Source organism: Saccharopolyspora gloriosae (assembly GCF_022828475.1).
GTDB classification, from domain to species: Bacteria; Actinomycetota; Actinomycetes; order Mycobacteriales; family Pseudonocardiaceae; genus Saccharopolyspora_C; species Saccharopolyspora_C gloriosae_A.
Genome location: NZ_CP059557.1, coordinates 6,759,061 through 6,775,936 on the forward strand (window position 1 = coordinate 6,759,061; position 16,876 = coordinate 6,775,936).

At 70.0% G+C, this 16,876-nt stretch carries 13 protein-coding genes and 2 pseudogenes; 8 read left to right on the forward strand and 7 right to left on the reverse strand.

Annotated elements, in window-relative coordinates; genetic code table 11:
* Positions 1–272: 272 nt before the first annotated feature.
* Together H2Q94_RS29935 and H2Q94_RS29940 are read left to right on the forward strand one after the other, a co-directional pair.
* The gene (locus tag H2Q94_RS29935) at positions 273–1,091 is read left to right on the forward strand and encodes an endonuclease/exonuclease/phosphatase family protein (protein WP_243790457.1); all 819 of its coding nucleotides are present in this window, start codon (positions 273–275) and stop codon (positions 1,089–1,091) included.
* A 498-nt stretch (positions 1,092–1,589) separates the two neighbouring features.
* Entirely contained in the window at positions 1,590–1,766 is a 177-nt protein-coding gene (locus H2Q94_RS29940) for a PspC domain-containing protein (protein WP_243790459.1), read from the forward strand.
* A 100-nt stretch (positions 1,767–1,866) separates the two neighbouring features.
* On the opposite strand, the pseudogene H2Q94_RS29945 reads toward H2Q94_RS29940, so the two are convergent.
* Together H2Q94_RS29945 and H2Q94_RS29950 are read right to left on the reverse strand one after the other, a co-directional pair.
* Positions 1,867–3,284: pseudogene (locus H2Q94_RS29945) on the reverse strand (M20/M25/M40 family metallo-hydrolase).
* Positions 3,285–3,433: 149 nt separating this feature from the next.
* A complete protein-coding gene (locus H2Q94_RS29950) occupies positions 3,434–4,108 on the reverse strand; it encodes a GOLPH3/VPS74 family protein (protein WP_243790461.1) in 675 nt (224 codons plus the stop codon).
* A 380-nt stretch (positions 4,109–4,488) separates the two neighbouring features.
* Between H2Q94_RS29950 and pdhA the strand changes: the two are divergent.
* The 3 genes and pseudogenes from pdhA to H2Q94_RS29965 all read left to right on the forward strand — a co-directional run bounded on the left by pdhA (position 4,489) and on the right by H2Q94_RS29965 (position 8,169).
* A pseudogene (gene pdhA / locus H2Q94_RS29955) lies at positions 4,489–5,732 on the forward strand (pyruvate dehydrogenase (acetyl-transferring) E1 component subunit alpha).
* Positions 5,732–6,763 (forward strand): alpha-ketoacid dehydrogenase subunit beta, encoded by a 1,032-nt coding sequence (locus H2Q94_RS29960; RefSeq protein WP_243790465.1) that lies wholly within the window; start codon positions 5,732–5,734, stop codon positions 6,761–6,763. The pseudogene pdhA and the gene H2Q94_RS29960 overlap by 1 nt, the downstream one beginning before the upstream one ends.
* Before the next feature lie 11 nt (positions 6,764–6,774).
* Complete coding sequence (locus H2Q94_RS29965; protein WP_243790468.1) at positions 6,775–8,169, forward strand: dihydrolipoamide acetyltransferase family protein; 1,395 nt, start codon at positions 6,775–6,777, stop codon at positions 8,167–8,169.
* A gap of 123 nt (positions 8,170–8,292) precedes the next feature.
* Here the strand turns inward: H2Q94_RS29965 and H2Q94_RS29970 are convergent, their stop codons facing one another.
* On the reverse strand, positions 8,293–8,526 hold the full coding sequence (locus tag H2Q94_RS29970; protein ID WP_243790470.1) for a hypothetical protein: 234 nt from the start codon (positions 8,524–8,526) through the stop codon (positions 8,293–8,295).
* Between the two features lie 438 nt (positions 8,527–8,964).
* On the opposite strand from H2Q94_RS29970, the gene H2Q94_RS29975 reads away from it, so the two are divergent.
* Positions 8,965–9,552: a DUF4232 domain-containing protein gene (locus H2Q94_RS29975; RefSeq protein ID WP_243790472.1), complete on the forward strand. Its 588-nt coding sequence runs from the start codon at positions 8,965–8,967 to the stop codon at positions 9,550–9,552.
* A gap of 464 nt (positions 9,553–10,016) precedes the next feature.
* Here the strand turns inward: H2Q94_RS29975 and H2Q94_RS29980 are convergent, their stop codons facing one another.
* Together H2Q94_RS29980 and H2Q94_RS29985 are read right to left on the reverse strand one after the other, a co-directional pair.
* The gene (locus tag H2Q94_RS29980) at positions 10,017–11,231 is read right to left on the reverse strand and encodes an acyl-CoA dehydrogenase family protein (RefSeq protein ID WP_243790474.1); all 1,215 of its coding nucleotides are present in this window, start codon (positions 11,229–11,231) and stop codon (positions 10,017–10,019) included.
* 228 nt (positions 11,232–11,459) lie between these two features.
* Positions 11,460–12,011: an SCP2 sterol-binding domain-containing protein gene (locus H2Q94_RS29985; RefSeq protein WP_243790476.1), complete on the reverse strand. Its 552-nt coding sequence runs from the start codon at positions 12,009–12,011 to the stop codon at positions 11,460–11,462.
* A gap of 178 nt (positions 12,012–12,189) precedes the next feature.
* Between H2Q94_RS29985 and H2Q94_RS29990 the strand changes: the two genes are divergently transcribed.
* Positions 12,190–12,879: a TetR/AcrR family transcriptional regulator gene (locus tag H2Q94_RS29990; protein ID WP_243790479.1), complete on the forward strand. Its 690-nt coding sequence runs from the start codon at positions 12,190–12,192 to the stop codon at positions 12,877–12,879.
* A gap of 143 nt (positions 12,880–13,022) precedes the next feature.
* Here the strand turns inward: H2Q94_RS29990 and H2Q94_RS29995 are convergent, their stop codons facing one another.
* Positions 13,023–13,868, reverse strand: coding sequence for a MaoC family dehydratase (locus tag H2Q94_RS29995; RefSeq protein ID WP_243790481.1), 846 nt, complete (start codon positions 13,866–13,868; stop codon positions 13,023–13,025).
* Positions 13,865–15,202: a 3-oxoacyl-ACP reductase gene (locus H2Q94_RS30000; RefSeq protein ID WP_243790484.1), complete on the reverse strand. Its 1,338-nt coding sequence runs from the start codon at positions 15,200–15,202 to the stop codon at positions 13,865–13,867. Before H2Q94_RS30000 ends, H2Q94_RS29995 begins: the two co-directional genes overlap by 4 nt.
* 242 nt (positions 15,203–15,444) lie before the next feature.
* On the opposite strand from H2Q94_RS30000, the gene H2Q94_RS30005 reads away from it, so the two are divergent.
* Positions 15,445–16,722 carry an acetyl-CoA C-acetyltransferase gene (locus H2Q94_RS30005; protein WP_243790486.1) on the forward strand — a complete coding sequence of 426 codons (1,278 nt, stop codon included), beginning with the start codon at positions 15,445–15,447 and terminating at the stop codon, positions 16,720–16,722.
* The last annotated feature ends 154 nt before the right edge of the window (positions 16,723–16,876 follow it).

Below are 16,876 nucleotides of genomic sequence, written 5' to 3' on the forward strand. Positions count from 1 at the left end.
CTCAGTTTCATGCGCCGGACGCCCCTGGTCAACAGCGAATTCATCGGCACTGCGCCGATCGGCGGCTGGGCGATGTCATGCGCCGGACACAGGTCTGCGCTGTTCGGTCCGGCTGATTCCACCACTCGGAGCCACCCGAACGCGATCACGTTCCGTGCGCGAACAGGGCTGTTCGAGGGATACCCGTGGGCGCGGCGGCGGAACTGCGCCTTTCGGCTGCTGCCCGGCACCACCGACCTTCGGCAGACTGCGCCGCCGAGGAGGAGATGCCGATGACCGACACCCGCTTATCCCGCTCCCACTTGCCCCGCTCCCACCAGAAGAACCGACGCGCGAGGACCGGAGCGCTCGCCGGCGCCGGAGCGCTTCTCGCCTGCACCGGATTCGCCGTGCCCGCGTTCGCCGACACCACCGCCGAACCGTTCGACGTGCTGCAGCTCAACCTCTGCCACAGCGGAGTCGCCGACTGCTACACCGGCGACGACACCGCGGTGCGCTCCGGGATCGCCACCGTCCGGCAGCGCACCCCGGACGTGGTCACGCTCAACGAGATCTGCGCGCACGACATCACCACGATGACCAAGGAAACCGGGTACCACGCCGAATTCGCCGCGGCCGGTCACCGCGACGGCGGGCCGTACCAGTGCGCGGACGACCGCGGCGACTACGGCGTCGCGATCCTGACCCATCCCGACCTGGGCGCTCCCAGCGGCGACGTCACCGAACGGACCTACACCGCGCAGGACGGCGGCACCGAGCAGCGAGTGATGCTCTGCGCGCCGTTCTCCGCGATCTCCGCGTGCACCACGCACCTGTCGGCGGACGCCCCCGAGATCGCCGGGGAGCAGTGCCGGGAGCTCATGGGCGCCGCGACCGGAGCCGGCCGCCCGACCGTGATCGGCGGCGACTTCAACCTCAGCCACGGCGGTACGCCGGACGTGCAGAACTGCGTGCCGGACGGCTGGTTCCGCAAGGGCGACGGCAGCGTGCAGCACGTGTTCGCCAACGGCGACTTCGGATTCGAGCGCACCGAGAACCTGCCGATCGAGGGCACCGACCACCCGGGCCTACTGGTCGAACTCAGTCACTGATTGCGGGGTCCTCGGAACGGCCTGCGTAGGGGTCGGGTAGCGGAACCTCAGTGGCTTCCTCGCTGCGGGATCTTTTTCCCTAGTGGCTCCGCCACGAGGGAAAAAGCTGTCCTCGCGAGGAAGCCACTGAGAACCCGCCGGTGGTCGGGTTTTTGACGTGGGCCATGTGCTTCGCACATGCAGGCACGGCTTCGCCGCAAAGCACGGCGACGCCGCAAAGTACGGTTACGCCGCTGGCAGGGCAGGGATCGGAGACTTGTTCGGCGAGGACTCCTGGGGGCGGCGAGGTACGACTTTCCGGTTACTCGGGACTGGCCGGAATGGGGCCGTCACGGGCCTCGGCGGCGTGGTGAAGTGATGGAGTCGTCGGGAGCGCCGCTCACACCCTGAGCCCAGGTGGTCCCGGCTCCGGAGAAGTCAGGGGCGCCCCCCTGATCCGAACCACTAGTCGATCACTCACGATGGTGGCGAACACCGTGAAACAGGAGGAATCAGAAGATGAACTTGACCCGCCCGCAGCACGGCAAGCGGATCGCCGGAGTCTGCGCCGGCCTCGCCGACCGGTTCGGCCTCGGCAGGGGGCTGATGCGGTTCCTGTTCATCCTGTCGTGCCTGCTGCCCGGCCCGCAGTTCGTGATCTACATCGTCCTGTGGATCATCATCCCGAAGTCCTGACCTCGGCCCGCCTCGTGACCGGCATTCGGTCACGAGGCGGTGCGCGTTCTCCGGGGCGGCGTCGCCGGCGGCGACGTCACCCGGGGCGGCGCCGTCCGGTTCAGCGCCGGGCGTGCGCGTCCAGCGCGTAGGCGATCGCCGTGGTGATCTTCGCGGCGAACTCCAGGTGCAACGACTCGTCCGGGACGTGCGCGTTGCTGCCCGGCCCGAGCGCGCCGGTCACCACGAACTGCGCGTCCGGATAGGCGCCCTGCAGCAGGCCCATCAGCGGGATCGAACCGCCCAGGCCCATCGTCGCCCACTGCTCGCCGAACACGTCCTCGCTCACCGCGTCCAGCGCCGCCGCCAGCCACGGCTCGGTGTCCGGCGCGTTCCAGCCCGCCGCGCCGTCCGACAGCGGGAACGTCACCTCCGCTCCGTAGGGCACGTCCGTGGACAGCGCCTCGCGCAGCGCGGTCAGCGCCGACTCCGGATCGGTCGTCGGCGGGATGCGCACGCTCAGCGCGAGCGTGGTGAACGGGCGCAGCACGTTGCCCGCGTCCGGCAGCGACGGCAGACCTTCCGCACCGATCACCGACACCGTCGGGCGCCACGTGTTGTTCAGCGCCAGCTCGGCCTCGTCCTCGGACACCCAGCGCATGCCTTCCCGCGCGGGAACCGAGCCGCTGATCAGGCCGGGTACCGCCGCCACCGCGGCCCGCGCCTCCGACACCCGATTCGCGGGGATCTCCACGTTCAGCTCCGGCAGCAGCACCTCGCCCGTCGCCGAGTCCTCGATCCGGTCCAGCAGGCTGCGCACGATGCGGAACGAGCTGGGCACGATGCCGCTGGCGGTCCCGGAGTGCTGGCCGCCGTCGAGCACCCGCACCTGCACGCCCACCCGCACGTCACCGCGCAACGAGGTCGTCAGCCACAGCCGCTCGTAGTCCGCGGCCCCGAGTCCAGGCACACCACCAGCGACACCGTGCCCAGCCGGTCCGCGAGGTGTTCCAGGTAGGCGGACATGTCCGGGCTGCCGGACTCCTCGCCCGTCTCCAGCAGCAGCACGCAGCGCGCGTGCGCACCGCCGTGCGCGCGGATCGCCTCGATCGCCGTGATCGCCGCGTAAGGCGCGTAGCCGTCGTCGACGCTGCCGCGGCCGTAGAGCCTGCCGTCGCGGATCACCGGTGTCCACGGGTCCAGGCCCTCCGACCAGCCACCGACCGGCGGCTGCTTGTCGAGGTGCCCGTAGAGCAGCACGGTGTCCTGCGCATCCGCGTCGCCGGTCGCGGGGATGTCCACCAGCAGCACCGGCGTGCGCTCCGGCAGCCGCACCACTTCGAGGTTCGCACCGGGGATCTCGCGGGCGGTGATCCACTCCCGCACGTGCTCGATGGCGGCGTCGAGCTTCCCTGCCGCCACCCACTCCGCGTCGTAGGCCGGCGAGACCGCCGGGATCCGGACTAGTTCGGAGAGGCTGGACAGGACGGAGTCCTCCCACGCCTGGTCAACGGCTGCACGCACGGCGGAACGATCCATACCGCGATCGTATGCCCGCGCCCTCGACCACCAGGTGAATGGCCCGTTCGCCCGATCCAAGCGGTCAAACGGGCCAACCGCTGCACTGCTCCGCCGGAATCGACGGCCCATTCGCCCCACCGGGCTGAGGGGCGTTCACCTGGTGCGGGTCAGTAGCCGGCGGCGCCGGTCGCGGCGGCGCTCACGGTCACCGCGGTCACCGACGACACGGCCGCCAGCGGACGCCGAGCCGCCTCCCCGAGCCCGTCGCCCCGCCACACCGACTCGAGCATCGCGAGCTCCTCCGCATCGCACCCCAGCGCCGGGCCGATCCCGGCGGAGTGCGCCAGCGCGCACAGCACCGCGCACCTGCCGTCGACGGGCCGCCGCCGCCTCGCCACCTCTCGCACCTCAGCGACCAATGCCTCCCGCACCGGCTCGACGGGGAAGTACAGGTCATCCGGGATGAATCCGAGCAGCTTGCGGCGCTGGTGCCGCAACAACCCCTGCGCCGTCAGCAGCTCGCGGTGCTCGCGGAACCGGCCGATGCGACGCGGCAGCAGACCGGTCAACTCCACCGGCTTGTTCTTCGGACCGGCCTTGCGCACCAGCCGCCCCAGCAGCTCGTCGGCCCAGTCGATGCCGGTGGCGCGCGGATCGAGCACCGTCAGCTTCGTCCGCGCCGCCACCTCCACCCGGTCGCGCAACGCCAGCTCCCCGAGCTCGGCGACCGAGGTGAGCAGGTCCGCCTGCCCCGCGCGGTGCCCGCCGTCCGCCCGGTGCAGCAGCAGGACGAACTCGTCGGGCAGCGTGACCGGAGCCGGGCGGTCCTCGAGAACGCTCATGCGTGCCAGTGTGCCGCTCACTCAGCCGGGGAATGGCGTGTTCTCGCAACTACCGACCATCGCCCGCCCGAAGTATCGGTACCGCGATCTTCCCAAGAGCGTTAGTCGGAACCCCATTGCTTTGATGACCTGCGGTTTTTACCGAATTTTTCGAAGGTTACGGTGCAGTAGGGAAAGAGATCCGCGGCGTTGCCCGCGGGTTTCATCCCTGTGGCAGGGCTCACTGAATCGGCGGTACGCGTGCCAGGATGGCGGGGAGCGATCCAACCCACTCCGGTCGAGCACTCGCGTGGCCACAACCCCGGCCGCCGGACCCCGGCCGGGGTTGCCGGACCCAGTCGTCACAAGCGACCGGCCCGGCGCGACACGAGGAGATCCGCATGTCCCCGGAACACTGGACGCGACCAGCCCATCCAGCAGACAAGCCAGACAACGGCGTCACCTCCGGCCCCCTGCCGCTACTGCAGCGAAACCCACACGGGAGCAGGTGATCGCCGGTTTGCGCGCGACAAGTGAAGGCGGAGCTGACCTCGTTCAGCTCCTCACCCCAGAAGGCGAACGGGTCACGCACCCCGATTTCGACATCGACATCACCGCCGCGCAGCTGCGCGACCTGTACCGGGACATGGTGCTGGTCCGCCGCTTCGACCGGGAGGGCAACGCCCTGCAACGGCAAGGCCAGCTCGGCATCTGGGTACCGCTGCTCGGTCAGGAAGCCGCGCAGATCGGAGCCGGTCGCGCCTTGCGAGCCGGGGACATGGCGTTCCCCAGCTACCGCGAACACGGCGTCGCCTGGTGCCGCGGCCTGGACCCCACCGAGCTGCTCGGCATCTTCCGCGGCACCGACCACGGCAGCTGGGACCCGCTGAGCACCGGTTTCCACCTGTACACGATCGTCATCGGCAACCAGGCGCTCAACGCCGCCGGGTACGCGATGGGCCAGAAGTTCGACGGCAAGGTCGGCGACGACGACGGCGAAGCGACCATGGTGTTCTTCGGCGACGGCGCCACCAGCCAAGGCGACGTGCACGAAGCGATGGTGTGGGGCTCCGTTTACGACGCTCCGCTCGTGCTGTTCTGCCAGAACAACCAGTGGGCCATCTCCGAGCCGCTGGAACGCCAGACCAGGGTGCCGCTGTACCAGCGCGCGGCCGGTTACGGCTTCCCCGGAATCCGCGTGGACGGCAACGACGTGCTCGCCAGCCTCGCCGTGTCCCAGTGGGCACTGGAGGAATGCCGCCACGGCAACGGGCCGGTGCTGATCGAAGCGTTCACCTACCGGATGGACGCGCACACCACCACCGACGACCCCACCCGCTACCGGCTCTCCGACGAGCTGGAGGCGTGGAAGCTCAAGGACCCCATCGAACGCCTCCGGGTCCACCTGGTCCGCGAGCACGCCGCCGAGCAGGACTTCTTCGACGAGGTGCAGGCCGAGTCCGACGAGCTCGCCGCCCGGTTCCGCGATTTCTGCTTCAACATGCCCGAACCCGATCCGTCCCGGATCTTCTCCGAGGTCTACGCCGAACCCAGCCCCGCCGTCACGGCGCAGCGCGACGAACTGCTCGGCTACCTCGACGGTTTCGCCGAACAGCCCGCCGCCGCGCAGGGAGGTGTGCACTGATGGCCGCACCAGCGATGGAACGAGCCGACGTCGCCAACGGCACCGACCCGGCCACGACGCGGAACGTGACGATGGCCAAGAGCCTCAACATGGGCCTGCGCTCCGCGCTCGAAGCGGACCCGAAGGTCCTCGTCATGGGCGAGGACGTGGGCAAGCTCGGCGGTGTCTTCCGCGTCACCGACGGGCTGCAGAAGGACTTCGGCGAGCACCGCGTGCTGGACACGCCGCTGGCCGAGTCCGGCATCATCGGCACCGCCGTGGGACTCGCCATCCGCGGCTACCGGCCGGTGTGCGAGATCCAGTTCGACGGGTTCATCTTCCCCGGCTACGACCAGATCGTCTCGCAGCTGGCGAAGCTGCACTTCCGCAGCCAGGGCAAGGTCAAGATGCCGGTGGTGGTGCGGGTGCCGTTCGGCGGCGGCATCGGCGCCGTCGAGCACCACTCGGAATCACCGGAGTCGCTGTTCGCGCACGTCGGCGGCCTGAAGGTGGTGGCCTGCTCGAACCCGGTGGACGCCTACTGGATGCTGCGCCAGGCCATCGACTGCGACGACCCGGTGCTGTTCTTCGAACCGAAGCGGCGCTACTACGAGAAGGCGGAGCTGGACACCGAGGCGCAGCCGCCGCCGCTGTTCGGCTCGCGCGTGCTGCGCCGGGGCACGGCGGCGACGATCGCGACCTACGGGCCGACGGTGTCGACCTGCCTGGCCGCGGCGAACGCCGCCGCCGAGGAGGGCACCGAGCTGGAGGTCATCGACCTGCGCAGCCTGTCCCCGCTGGACCTGGGGCCGGTGTTCGAGTCGGTGCGCCGCACCGGGCGGCTCGTGCTGGCCAGCGAGGCACCGCCGGAGTCGTCGGTCACCTCGGAGATCACCGCACGGGTTCAGCAGGAGTGCTTCTACTCGCTGGAGGCTCCCGTGCTGCGGGTCACCGGCTTCGACGTGCCGTACCCGCCGACGAAGCTGGAGAAACACTTCCTGCCCGACCTGGATCGAGTGCTCGACGCCGTCGACCGCTCGCTGGCCTTCTGAGGGAGTCTTCGATGCCGCAACTCAAGCACTTCCCGTTGCCCGACGTCGGGGAAGGGCTCACCGAAGCCGAGATCCTCGGCTGGAAGGTGCAGCCCGGTGACACGGTGACGGTCAACCAGGTCTTCGTGGAGATCGAGACGGCGAAGGCGGCGGTGGAACTGCCGTGCGCCTACGCGGGCAAGGTCGTCGAGCTGCTCGCCGAACCGGGGCAGACCGTGGAGGTCGGCACGCCGATCATCTCGATCGACCTGGATCCGGAGGGCACCGCGTCGAACGAGCCCACTCCGGATCCGGCGCCCGCCGAGTCCGACACCAACGGGCACACCGCGACGCTGGTGGGCTACGGGCCGCAGGCGACGAGTTCGAAGCGCCGCCCGCGCAAGGCACCGGCTCCGGCGGCTGGGGCTGCGCAGCAGGCGTTGCAGGGTGCGATGGCGGGTTCGCCCGTCGCGCCACCCGTGCCCGAGCAGGCCACGGCTCCGGCCGCGCCGGTCGCGACCGCACCGGTCGCGCCGTCTTCGACCGCGCAGGCACCGGCCGTACCGGCCCGCGGCACGGTGCCGCCGGCCAAACCTCCGGTGCGCAAGCTCGCCAAGGACCTCGGCGTCGACCTGCACGCCCTCGCCGGGTCGGGCGCGGGCGGGGTGATCACCCGCCAGGACGTCGAAACGGCGTCGGCACCGGCCGCGACGTCGGCCCCGGTCGGCTCGCGAGAGCGCCGGGTTCCGATCAAGGGCGTTCGCAAGGCCACCGCGCAGGCGATGGTGCAGAGCGCGTTCACCGCACCGCACGTCACGGAGTTCCTCACGATCGACGTGACGCCGATGATGGAACTGCGGCAACGGCTCAAATCGCACCCGGAGTTCCAGGGCGTGAAGGTCACCCCGCTGGCGTTCGCCGCGAAAGCCCTGTGCCTGGCGGCCCGCCGAACCCCGGATGTGAACGCCACCTGGGACGAACAGGCGGGCGAGATCGTCTACAAGGACTACGTGCACCTGGGCATCGCGGCGGCGACGCCGCGCGGCCTGGTGGTGCCCAAGGTCCGGGACGCCGACGGCATGTCGCTGCGGGAACTGGCCGCGGCGCTGGAAACGCTGACCAGCACCGCGCGGGAGGGCAAGACCACGCCCGCCGACATGGCAGGCGGCACGATCACGATCACCAACGTGGGCGTGTTCGGCGTAGACACCGGCACCCCGATCCTCAACCCCGGCGAGTCGGCGATCCTCGCGTTCGGCGCGATCCGCGACATGCCGTGGGTGGTGGACGGCCAGGTCGTCCCGCGCAAGGTGTGCCAGCTGGCGTTGAGCTTCGACCACCGCGTGGTCGACGGCCAGCAGGGTTCGCAGTTCCTGGCCGACGTCGGCGCGCTCTTGGCCGACCCGAGCCTGGCGATCACGTACTGATCCGCTGACGACGGCCGGGGTGAACGCGTTGCGCGTTCACCCCGGCCGTTTTTCGCTGTTGTCGTGCGACGCCGCCCCCAGCGCTCGCGCAGTGTCGCCTGACGGACCTGTCCGGCGGGCCGGTCAGTCCTCCTTGCGGCGGCGACCGCCGCGGCCGCCGTTGCTCGCCTTCGCGGCCGTGTTCGCGTTCGACCGGGCGGCGGACGTCGCGGCCGCGCCGCTGCCGTCGGCCTCGGCCGAACCGCCACCGAAGTCGAAGCTGTGCGAGTCGAACTCGTGCACGTCGATGTCCGGCAGACCGCCGAGCTCGTTGTTCAGCTCGCCGAAGATCGGCGTACCTGGATCGGGCTTGTTCACCGCTTCGCCCTCCCGTTTCGTTCTCGAAGCCGTGTTGCTGAGATCAAGCCGGCGCCCGTACGGCGCCGAGCTCGTGGCGCGATCGGCTCTGACAGCCGACGGCCCGGTCGAGCCCACGCGCTCACCGTGCCGATCAAACGCGAACTAGACCGTTCGCCTCGCGCCGACCACCGATATTCATTCCTTCGGGTGAGTCCATGATGCCTCGCCGCACTGGCGAGGGTGCACACCCCTGGAGGTTTCCATCCCACATTCCAACATCAGGGCCGGTCCGGTCATTCCCCGAGTGGCAATCGCCACGCTCCGGCAACCTCGCGCGCTCACGCCCGCGAACCCCTCGTCAACCGGCTCCCACGCCCCAGCAAGCCCAATTCATGTGTTTCACGTCACATCGACTCAACGCCGAGGGGCGCTCAGACATCACTCGAATGTGTGGCCGTGACGGTCACGGTCCCCGTCGGGGGACCGCACGACGACACCTGGGAGATGAGTTCCATGTTCAACGCCAAGCGCACCAAGGTCGCGGCCGTCGCCGGATCCGCCCTGCTCGCCGCGATCGGATTCGCGGGCGCCGCCCAGGCCATGCCCAGCGACCACCCGAACTACGAGGAGTACTGCACGCCGGAGCAGGTCGACGTCACCGTCAGCCCGCTCGACCACGCGATGATGCACGAGGGCGGCGACGTCCGGTTCACCGCGAAGCCCGGCGCGAGCTGCCTGCTCGGCGGCAGCCCCGGCCTCAACTTCCTGGACGTGCAGGGCAACTCGGCCAACATCCCCACCACCCGCCCGAACGGCGAGTCCGAGGAGTTCCGCGTCGACGAGAACCACCCCGTCACGGCCGCGTTCAGCTACCTGGTGACCGACCCGAACACCGGAAACAGCATCCCCGGCGCCACTCCCGGCGCCGTCGAGATCTCGTTCCCCGGCCCGGTCGCTCCCTACACCGTGACCCTCCCGTGGAACGGCGCGACCGTCCCCGGCCCGGTCAACATCACCGACCTGGTCCAAGCCCCCCAGGTCTGAGCAAGAACAAACCCGCCGCACCTGACCTGACGAGGCGCGGCGGGCGTCGCCCGATATCGGGCCTCGTCAGGCGGACACCATGTCGGCCGGCTGGACAGTGACCCTGGTGGCATCGCTCGCCCCGGCAGGTGATCTCAACGTAGAACGACCGTTCCATGCCTGCTCCTGCTCCCGTGGGTCGGCCGGGATCGGCTTCACCGTCTTGAAGCAGGTACTGCACGGCGGAGGGCACTTGGCCTTGCAGTGGTTCTTTCCACGACCGACGTGCCCGCCTTGAGCCTCAAGGCTCTTGAGCGGCTTCTCCCACTCGTCGCTGGGATGCTTCGGCCGTCCTACGGCCCCCAAGACCATCTGCTCGGCACCATGCCCGGCATCCCGGCGTAGCCCGAGTTCCGGACCAGCAGAAGCCCCTGACGCGACAACGGCGTCAGGGGCTTCCGGTCTCCGTGCTGCGGGCTACCGGGTCACCGGATGTGGCGGCCGGAGATGTTGCGGGCGACGACGAGCTGCTGGATCTGCTCGGTGCCCTCGAAGATGTCGTAGATCTTCGCGTCGCGGTGCAGGCGCTCCACGGGGAACTCCCGGGTGTAGCCGTTGCCGCCGAGGATCTGGATGGCGCGCTCGGTCGCCCAGGTCGCGACCCGGCCGGCCTTGAGCTTCGACATCGAGCCCTCACCTGCGGTGAACGGCACGTCGTTGCGGCCCATCCACGCCGCGCGCCACACCAGCAGCCGCGCCGCGTCGATCTCCATGCGCATGTCGGCGAGGGTGAAGGCGATCGACTGGTTGTCGATGATCGGCCGCCCGAAGGTCTCGCGTTCCTTGGCGTACTCCAGGGCGTGCTCGTAGGAGGCGCGGGCGATGCCGAGGGCCTGGGCACCGACGGTGGGGCGGGACAGCTCGAAGGTCTTCATCGCCGCCTGGCCGCCCGCCTTCCCGCCGCCTTCGCGGGCGCGGGCGAGCTTCTCGTCCAGCTTCTCCTTGCCGCCGAGCAGGCAGCTGCCGGGAACCCGCACGTCGTCGAGGAACACGTCGGCGGTGTGCGAGGCGCGGAGCCCGTGCTTCTTGATCTTGCCGGGTGCTTCCAGGCCCTTCGTGCCGGGCGGGATGATGAACGCGGCCTGCCCGCGCGACCCGAGCTCGGCGTCGACGACGGCCTGCACGACGTGCACGTTCGCGATGCCGCCGTTGGTCGCCCACGCCTTCTGGCCGTTGAGCACCCACTCGTCGGTGGCCTCGTCGTAGCGGGCACGGGTGCGCATCGCCGAGACGTCCGAGCCCGCGGCAGGCTCGGAAGAGCAGAACGCGCCGACCTTCGGGTCGGCCTCGTCGCCGTAGCACTGCGGGACCCACTCGGCCATCTGGTCGGGAGTGCCCGCCGCGAAGATGCCCGCCACGGCCAGCGTCGTGCCGAAGATCGCCATGCCGATGCCGCCGTCGCCCCAGAACAGCTCTTCGTTGGCGATCGGCAGCGACAGGCCCGTGTCGTCGGCCCAGAAGGTCGCGATGGTCTCGAAGCCGTACAGGCCGACCTTCGCGGCTTCCTGGATGATCGGCCAGGGAGTCTCCTCCCGCTCGTCCCACTCCGCCGCGGCCGGGCGGATGACCTTCTCAGCGAATCCGTGCACCCAATCGCGCAGATCGACGTGTTCTTCGCTCAGTTCCAGGGAGAAGCTCATCAAATTCCTTCAGTTCGTGGCGGAGTGCGTAACGCGGTGATCACCCCGGCTTCGGCGGGGTGATCGGAGTTTCCAGCGACCCGAGGCCGACACTGTCGGATCTCGGAGCCGGGTGGCGGGAGTTTCGGAATTCGTCGACCGAGCGGAGCAGCGACCGCGCACCGCCACGGTTCCTCGGATCTCACGAGGGCCGTTCCGCCGCTCACCCGCCGAGCAGGCCGGAACGTGTCAGGCCTTGGGGATCTGGAACAGCTTGGTGAGCCCGGCGGCGAACCCGACGTCACCCGCGACCTTCAACTTGCCGGTCATGAACTGCACCGGGGCCGAGGCGTTACCGGAGACGAGCTTGAGGAACTCCACCGGAGTGATCATGATGGTGACGCGCGGATCGTCGTGCTGCGGCTCCTTGTTCACGGTGCAGGTGCCACCGGAGAGCACCGACTCGTAGCGCACGGTGTCCTGCTCGTCGGTGCCGATGCGCCAGCGCACGACGGCCTCGGTGGAGCGGGCCTTGTCCGACTTGTAGTGCTCGCTCATCCGCCGGAACACCTCGTCGAGCACGTGCACGCGCAGTTCCGGGCGTGCCATGACCGCTTCGACCTGCTTCGCGGAGGCGCGGGAGATCAACTTGGCGAACTGCTCGGGCTGCAGATCACTGAGGTCGGCGGCGTCGGTGGAGGCCTGCGCGGACGCCGCTTCGAGCAGCTCGGCGAGCTCTTCCTCGCCGATCTTCTTCGGATCGACGTCGGCGAGAGCGCTGATCGGGTTCGTCTGGGACATGTGACCTCCGTTTACCTACTCACAAGTAAGGCTACGCGCCAGTAGGTTAGGCGGGCAAGGCATGCCGCTGATCGTTCTGCTCTAGCCTTTGCCGCAGATCCGAACCAGCCGTGCAGCGCCGAGGAACCCGATCGGCAGGCCCGCCGACGAGCGCCACGGCTAGGAAACAGGAGGTGGGATGCAGCCCGACCCGGACGATCACGAGGCGCACCCGCGGCCGCGCAGCAGGCGACTACCGCGCTCGGTGCGGGAACGCCAGATCCTCGACGCCGCCGTCGAGGTCTACGCCGAACGCGGCTTCCACCTCGCGTCGATGGACGAGATCTCCGAAGTCGCAGGCATCTCCAAGCCCATGATCTACGCCTACCTCGGCTCGAAGGAAGAGCTGTTCGTGGCGTGCATCCAACGCGAGGCCAACCGGCTCATCGAAGCCATCGGGACCGCCGTGGACCCCGACGTGAGCCCCGACGAACAACTCTGGCGCGGACTGCGGGTGTTCTTCGACTACGTGCAGCGCAACCGCTCCAGCTGGACGCTGGTGCACCGGCAGGCCGCAGCCGGCGGTGAACCGTTCGCCACCGAGTTCGGGCAGTGGCGGGACCGGGCGGTGATCCTGATCGCGACGTTGCTGTCCCGTGCCACCGAATCCGCGGCGCGGCCGATGCAGATCCAGCAGATGGAACCGTTCGCCGCGGCGCTGGTCGGCGCGAGCGAGTCGTTGCTGGACTGGTGGATCGAGCATCCCGAGCACACCGCGGACGGGCTGGCGATGCGGCTGATGAACCTCGCGTGGATGGGCTTCGGCGACCTCGTCGAAGGCCGCGCCTGGACTCCGTCGGACTCGGACGTCACGGCCAACGGCGACTGAGGTCCCGCCGCACCGCGCGGATCACGGTGAAAACGGGAGGGCGGGGGCGTCGCGTCGTCCGTTCCTGACCCCTGACGCGACGATCCCCGCCTCCCTCATCCAGGTCCGCGCTGCGGCGGACCTTTACCCGCCTTCCCGCAGGTTCAGTGCACCCGGCCCAGCAGGTGCGGTTTTCCGGAACGGGAGTGCACGGCGAACGTGGCGCCCACGCGCGGGTCTCCGAGTTCGGTGAACTCCACCTTCGAGGGCAGCAGCAGCGGCTTCACGAAGTCGACGTCCACGGTGTACGACTCCGGCAGCCTGCCTTCCAGCGCGGCCAGCGCCCGCGCCTTCGTCCACATGCCGTGCGCGATGGCGCGCGGGAACCCGAACGCCTTCGCCGTCAGCGCCCGCAGGTGGATCGGGTTGCGGTCCCCGGACACCGCCGCGTAGCGGCGCCCCTGGTCGGCGGGCACCCGCCAGAACGCGGCGGGGGAGCCCGCCTCGATCTCAGCGGCCCGCTCGGCGCGCGGCGCGGAATCGTCGGACTTGCCGCGGCGCAGGTAGGTGCTCGTCTCCGACCACACCACCTCGTCCTCGACGCTGGTCTCGGTGATCACGTCGAGCTGCCTGCCCTTGGGATGCGGGCGCAGGTTCGCCACCCGGACCCGCTGGGTCAGCAGGTCGGTCACCAGCACCGGCCGGTGCACGGTGATGCTGTTCGCCACGTGCACCAGACCGACCAGCGGGAACGGGAATCCGGGATCCGTCATCAACCGCACCGACAGCCCGAACGAGAGCACGTGCGGATAGGTCGCGGGCAGCACGTCGCGCAGCCCGAAACCGCACACCCGGTCGTACTCGGCGAGGTGCGCCTGGTCGATCGCGATGTCGCGCCGGACGTATTCCGTCTCGGGCAGTTCGCCACCGCGTCGGATCGGGCCGGAGACGGCGGCCTTCAGGTACAGCGCGGACAGGTTCGGCGCCGCGTCGACTTCGGTGCTCATCACGCCCCCAACAGGCTCTGGCCGCAGACCCGCACGACGTTGCCGTTGACGCCGGACGAGGCCGGGTTGGCGTACCAGGCGATGGTCTCGGCGACGTCGACCGGCAGCCCGCCCTGCGAGAGGCTGCTCATCCGGCGGCCGGCCTCGCGGATGAACAGCGGCACGGCCGCGGTCATCTTCGTTTCGATGAAGCCGGGAGCGACCGCGTTGATGGTGGCGCCGCGCCGGGCCGCGACCGGGGCCAGTCCCTGCACCAGGCCGATCACGCCCGCCTTGGAGGTCGCGTAGTTGGCCTGGCCCACGTTGCCCGCGATCCCGCTGATCGAGGCGACGCCGATCAGCCTGCCGCCGTCGCGCAGCGGCGAGCCGTCCGCGAGCAGCGCCTCGTTGATGCGTTCCTGCGCGGTGAGGTTCACCGCCAGCACCGAGTCCCAGCGCCCGTCGTCCATCCGGCCGAGCGTCTTGTCCCTGGTGATGCCCGCGTTGTGCACGACGACGTCGAGCCCGTCGTGACGTTCGGCGAAGTGCTCGGCGATGCGCCGCGGCGCGTCGGCGGCGGTGATGTCGAGCTGGAGCGTGGAGCCGCCGATGCGGTTGGCGACCTTCGCGAGGTCGTCGCCCTGTGCCGGGATGTCCAGGCAGACGACGTGCGCGCCGTCGCGGGCGAGGGTCTCGGCGATGGATTCGCCGATGCCGCGGGAGGCGCCGGTGACCAGGGCGACCTTGTTCTTGAGCGGCTTCTCCCGGTCCACCGTCGGCGCCTCGGCGCGGCCCACCCGCACGACCTGCGCGGAGACGAACGCGGACTTCGCCGAGAGCAGGAAGCTCAGCGTGGAGTCCAAGGACTGCTCGGCGCCTTCGGAGGCGTAGACGAGCTGGGCGGTGGCGCCGCGCTTGAGCTCCTTGCCGACGGTGCGCACGAAGCCTTCCAGCGCCCGCTGCGCGACGCGTTCACCGGCATCGGTGGTCTCCTCCGGCGGGGTGCCGAGCACGATCACCCGGCCGCAGGTGCCGACCTGGCGGATCACCGGGCTGAAGAAGGCGCGCAGCTGGTTGAGCTGGTCGCTGGAGGTGATGCCGGTGGCGTCGAAGACCAACGCGGCGTAGCGGGCGTCTTCGGCGGACTCGGTGCGGATCTCGGCGTCGACGGCGCGCAGCGTCGCGGAGATCGCGTCGCCGAGACGCGAACCCGTGGCCGCGCCGGTGAGCACCGGGCCGTTCACCACGGGGTCGCCGGGCCGGTAGCGGCGCAACGGCGTGGGGGTAGGCAGGCCGAGGCGCTTGGCGAACGATCGACCGAACCCGGTCGAGGTGAACTGCTGGTACCGGTCGGACATGCGTACTCCCGTGACGGCGGGTGGTCGGGTGAACTTGGCAGGGTCGGCCCGCTCGCCAGAAGACGCCGGGCGCGCGGGCAGCGGACTCGACGTCTAACCTACCCGCGGGTAGGTTAGAGGGTCCGAGGGGTCGGCACCAGAGCCCCCGCACAATCGGCCCGTCCCGGCCGACCCGCCGCCCAGGCAGAACCGCCGCAGCCAGAACCGCACGGACCACCGGTCCCGTCTCGAAGGAGTCCCGCATGCCCACCACTCGACGCGTCGCGATCGTCGGCGGCAACCGGATCCCCTTCACCCGATCCGGCGGCCCCTACACGCAGGCGTCCAACCAGGACATGCTCACCGCCGCGCTGGACGGGCTGCTCGCCCGCTTCGGCCTGCAGAACCAGATCGTCGGCGAGTTCGTCGCGGGCGCCGTGCTCAAGCACAGCCGCGACTTCAACCTGGCGCGCGAAACCGTGCTCGGCTCCAGCCTGGACCCGCGCACCCCCGCGCACGACGTGCAGATGGCCTGCGCGACCGGCCTGGAAGCGGTCACCTCGGTCGCGAACAAGATCGCGCTCGGGCAGCTCGAATCGGGCATTGCGGGCGGCGTGGACAGCGCCAGCGACGCGCCGATCGCGCTCAACGACGACCTGCGCCGAGTCCTGCTCGCCGCCAACCACGCCAAGACGACCGGCGCCAAGATCAAAGCGTTCACCGGCGTGCGCCCACAGCACGTGGTGCCGGACATCCCGGCGAACTCCGAACCGCGCACCGGCCTGTCGATGGGCGAACACGCCGCCCGCACCGCGCTGGACTGGGAAATCGGCCGCGAAGACCAGGACGAACTCGCCGCCCGCAGCCACCAGCGCCTCGCCGCCGCCTACGACCGCGGCTTCTTCGACGACCTGATCACCCCGTTCCAGGGCCAGACGCGGGACCAGAACCTGCGCGCCGACAGCACCGCCGAGAAGCTCGCCAAGCTCAAGCCGGTGTTCGGCAAAGGCGAGGGCGCGACGATGACCGCGGGCAACTCGACGCCGCTCAGCGACGGCGCCTCCACGGTCCTGCTGGCCAGCGAAGAGTGGGCGAAGGAGCACAAGCTGCCGGTGCTCGCGTACCTGAGCGACATCGTGCCCGCCGCCGTCGACCACGTCAGCGGCGACGAAGGCCTGCTGATGGCACCGGCGTACGCCGTGCCGAAGCTGCTGGAACGGTCCGGCATCGGCCTCGGCGACTTCGACTTCTACGAGATCCACGAGGCCTTCGCCTCGCAGGTCCTGGCGACGCTGAAGTCCTGGCAGGACCCCGAGTTCTGCAAGGACCGGCTCGGTCTCGACGCGCCGCTGGGCGAAATCGACTCGGCGAAGCTGAACGTCAACGGCTCCTCGCTGGCCGCCGGGCACCCGTTCGCCGCCACCGGCGGCCGGATCGTGGCGACCCTGTCGAAGCTGCTCGCCGAACGTGGCTCCGGTCGTGGGCTCATCTCCGTCTGCGCAGCAGGCGGCCAGGGGGTTACGGCGATACTTGAGCGGTGAGCCGGTCGTTTTGCTTGGGGGGTCGGGTAGCGGAACCTCAGTTGGTCTCTCGCTGCGGGATCTTTTTCCCAAGTGGCTCCGCCACGAGGGAAAAAGCTGTCCTCGCGAGAGACCAACTGAGAACCCGCCGGTGAGCGGCTTTTCGACGTGGGCT

Bases quoted from the DNA above. Each gene is read 5' to 3' on its own strand.
- H2Q94_RS29965 (WP_243790468.1), top strand. From the start codon at position 6,775: ATGCCGCAACTCAAGCACTTCCCGTTGCCCGACGTCGGGGAAGGGCTC.
- H2Q94_RS30000 (WP_243790484.1), bottom strand. From the start codon at position 15,202: ATGTCCGACCGGTACCAGCAGTTCACCTCGACCGGGTTCGGTCGATCG.
- H2Q94_RS29980 (WP_243790474.1), bottom strand. From the start codon at position 11,231: ATGAGCTTCTCCCTGGAACTGAGCGAAGAACACGTCGATCTGCGCGAT.
- H2Q94_RS29935 (WP_243790457.1), top strand. From the start codon at position 273: ATGACCGACACCCGCTTATCCCGCTCCCACTTGCCCCGCTCCCACCAG.
- H2Q94_RS29985 (WP_243790476.1), bottom strand. From the start codon at position 12,011: ATGTCCCAGACGAACCCGATCAGCGCTCTCGCCGACGTCGATCCGAAG.
- H2Q94_RS30005 (WP_243790486.1), top strand. From the start codon at position 15,445: ATGCCCACCACTCGACGCGTCGCGATCGTCGGCGGCAACCGGATCCCC.
- H2Q94_RS29960 (WP_243790465.1), top strand. From the start codon at position 5,732: ATGGCCGCACCAGCGATGGAACGAGCCGACGTCGCCAACGGCACCGAC.
- H2Q94_RS29950 (WP_243790461.1), bottom strand. From the start codon at position 4,108: ATGAGCGTTCTCGAGGACCGCCCGGCTCCGGTCACGCTGCCCGACGAG.
- H2Q94_RS29990 (WP_243790479.1), top strand. From the start codon at position 12,190: ATGCAGCCCGACCCGGACGATCACGAGGCGCACCCGCGGCCGCGCAGC.
- H2Q94_RS29940 (WP_243790459.1), top strand. From the start codon at position 1,590: ATGAACTTGACCCGCCCGCAGCACGGCAAGCGGATCGCCGGAGTCTGC.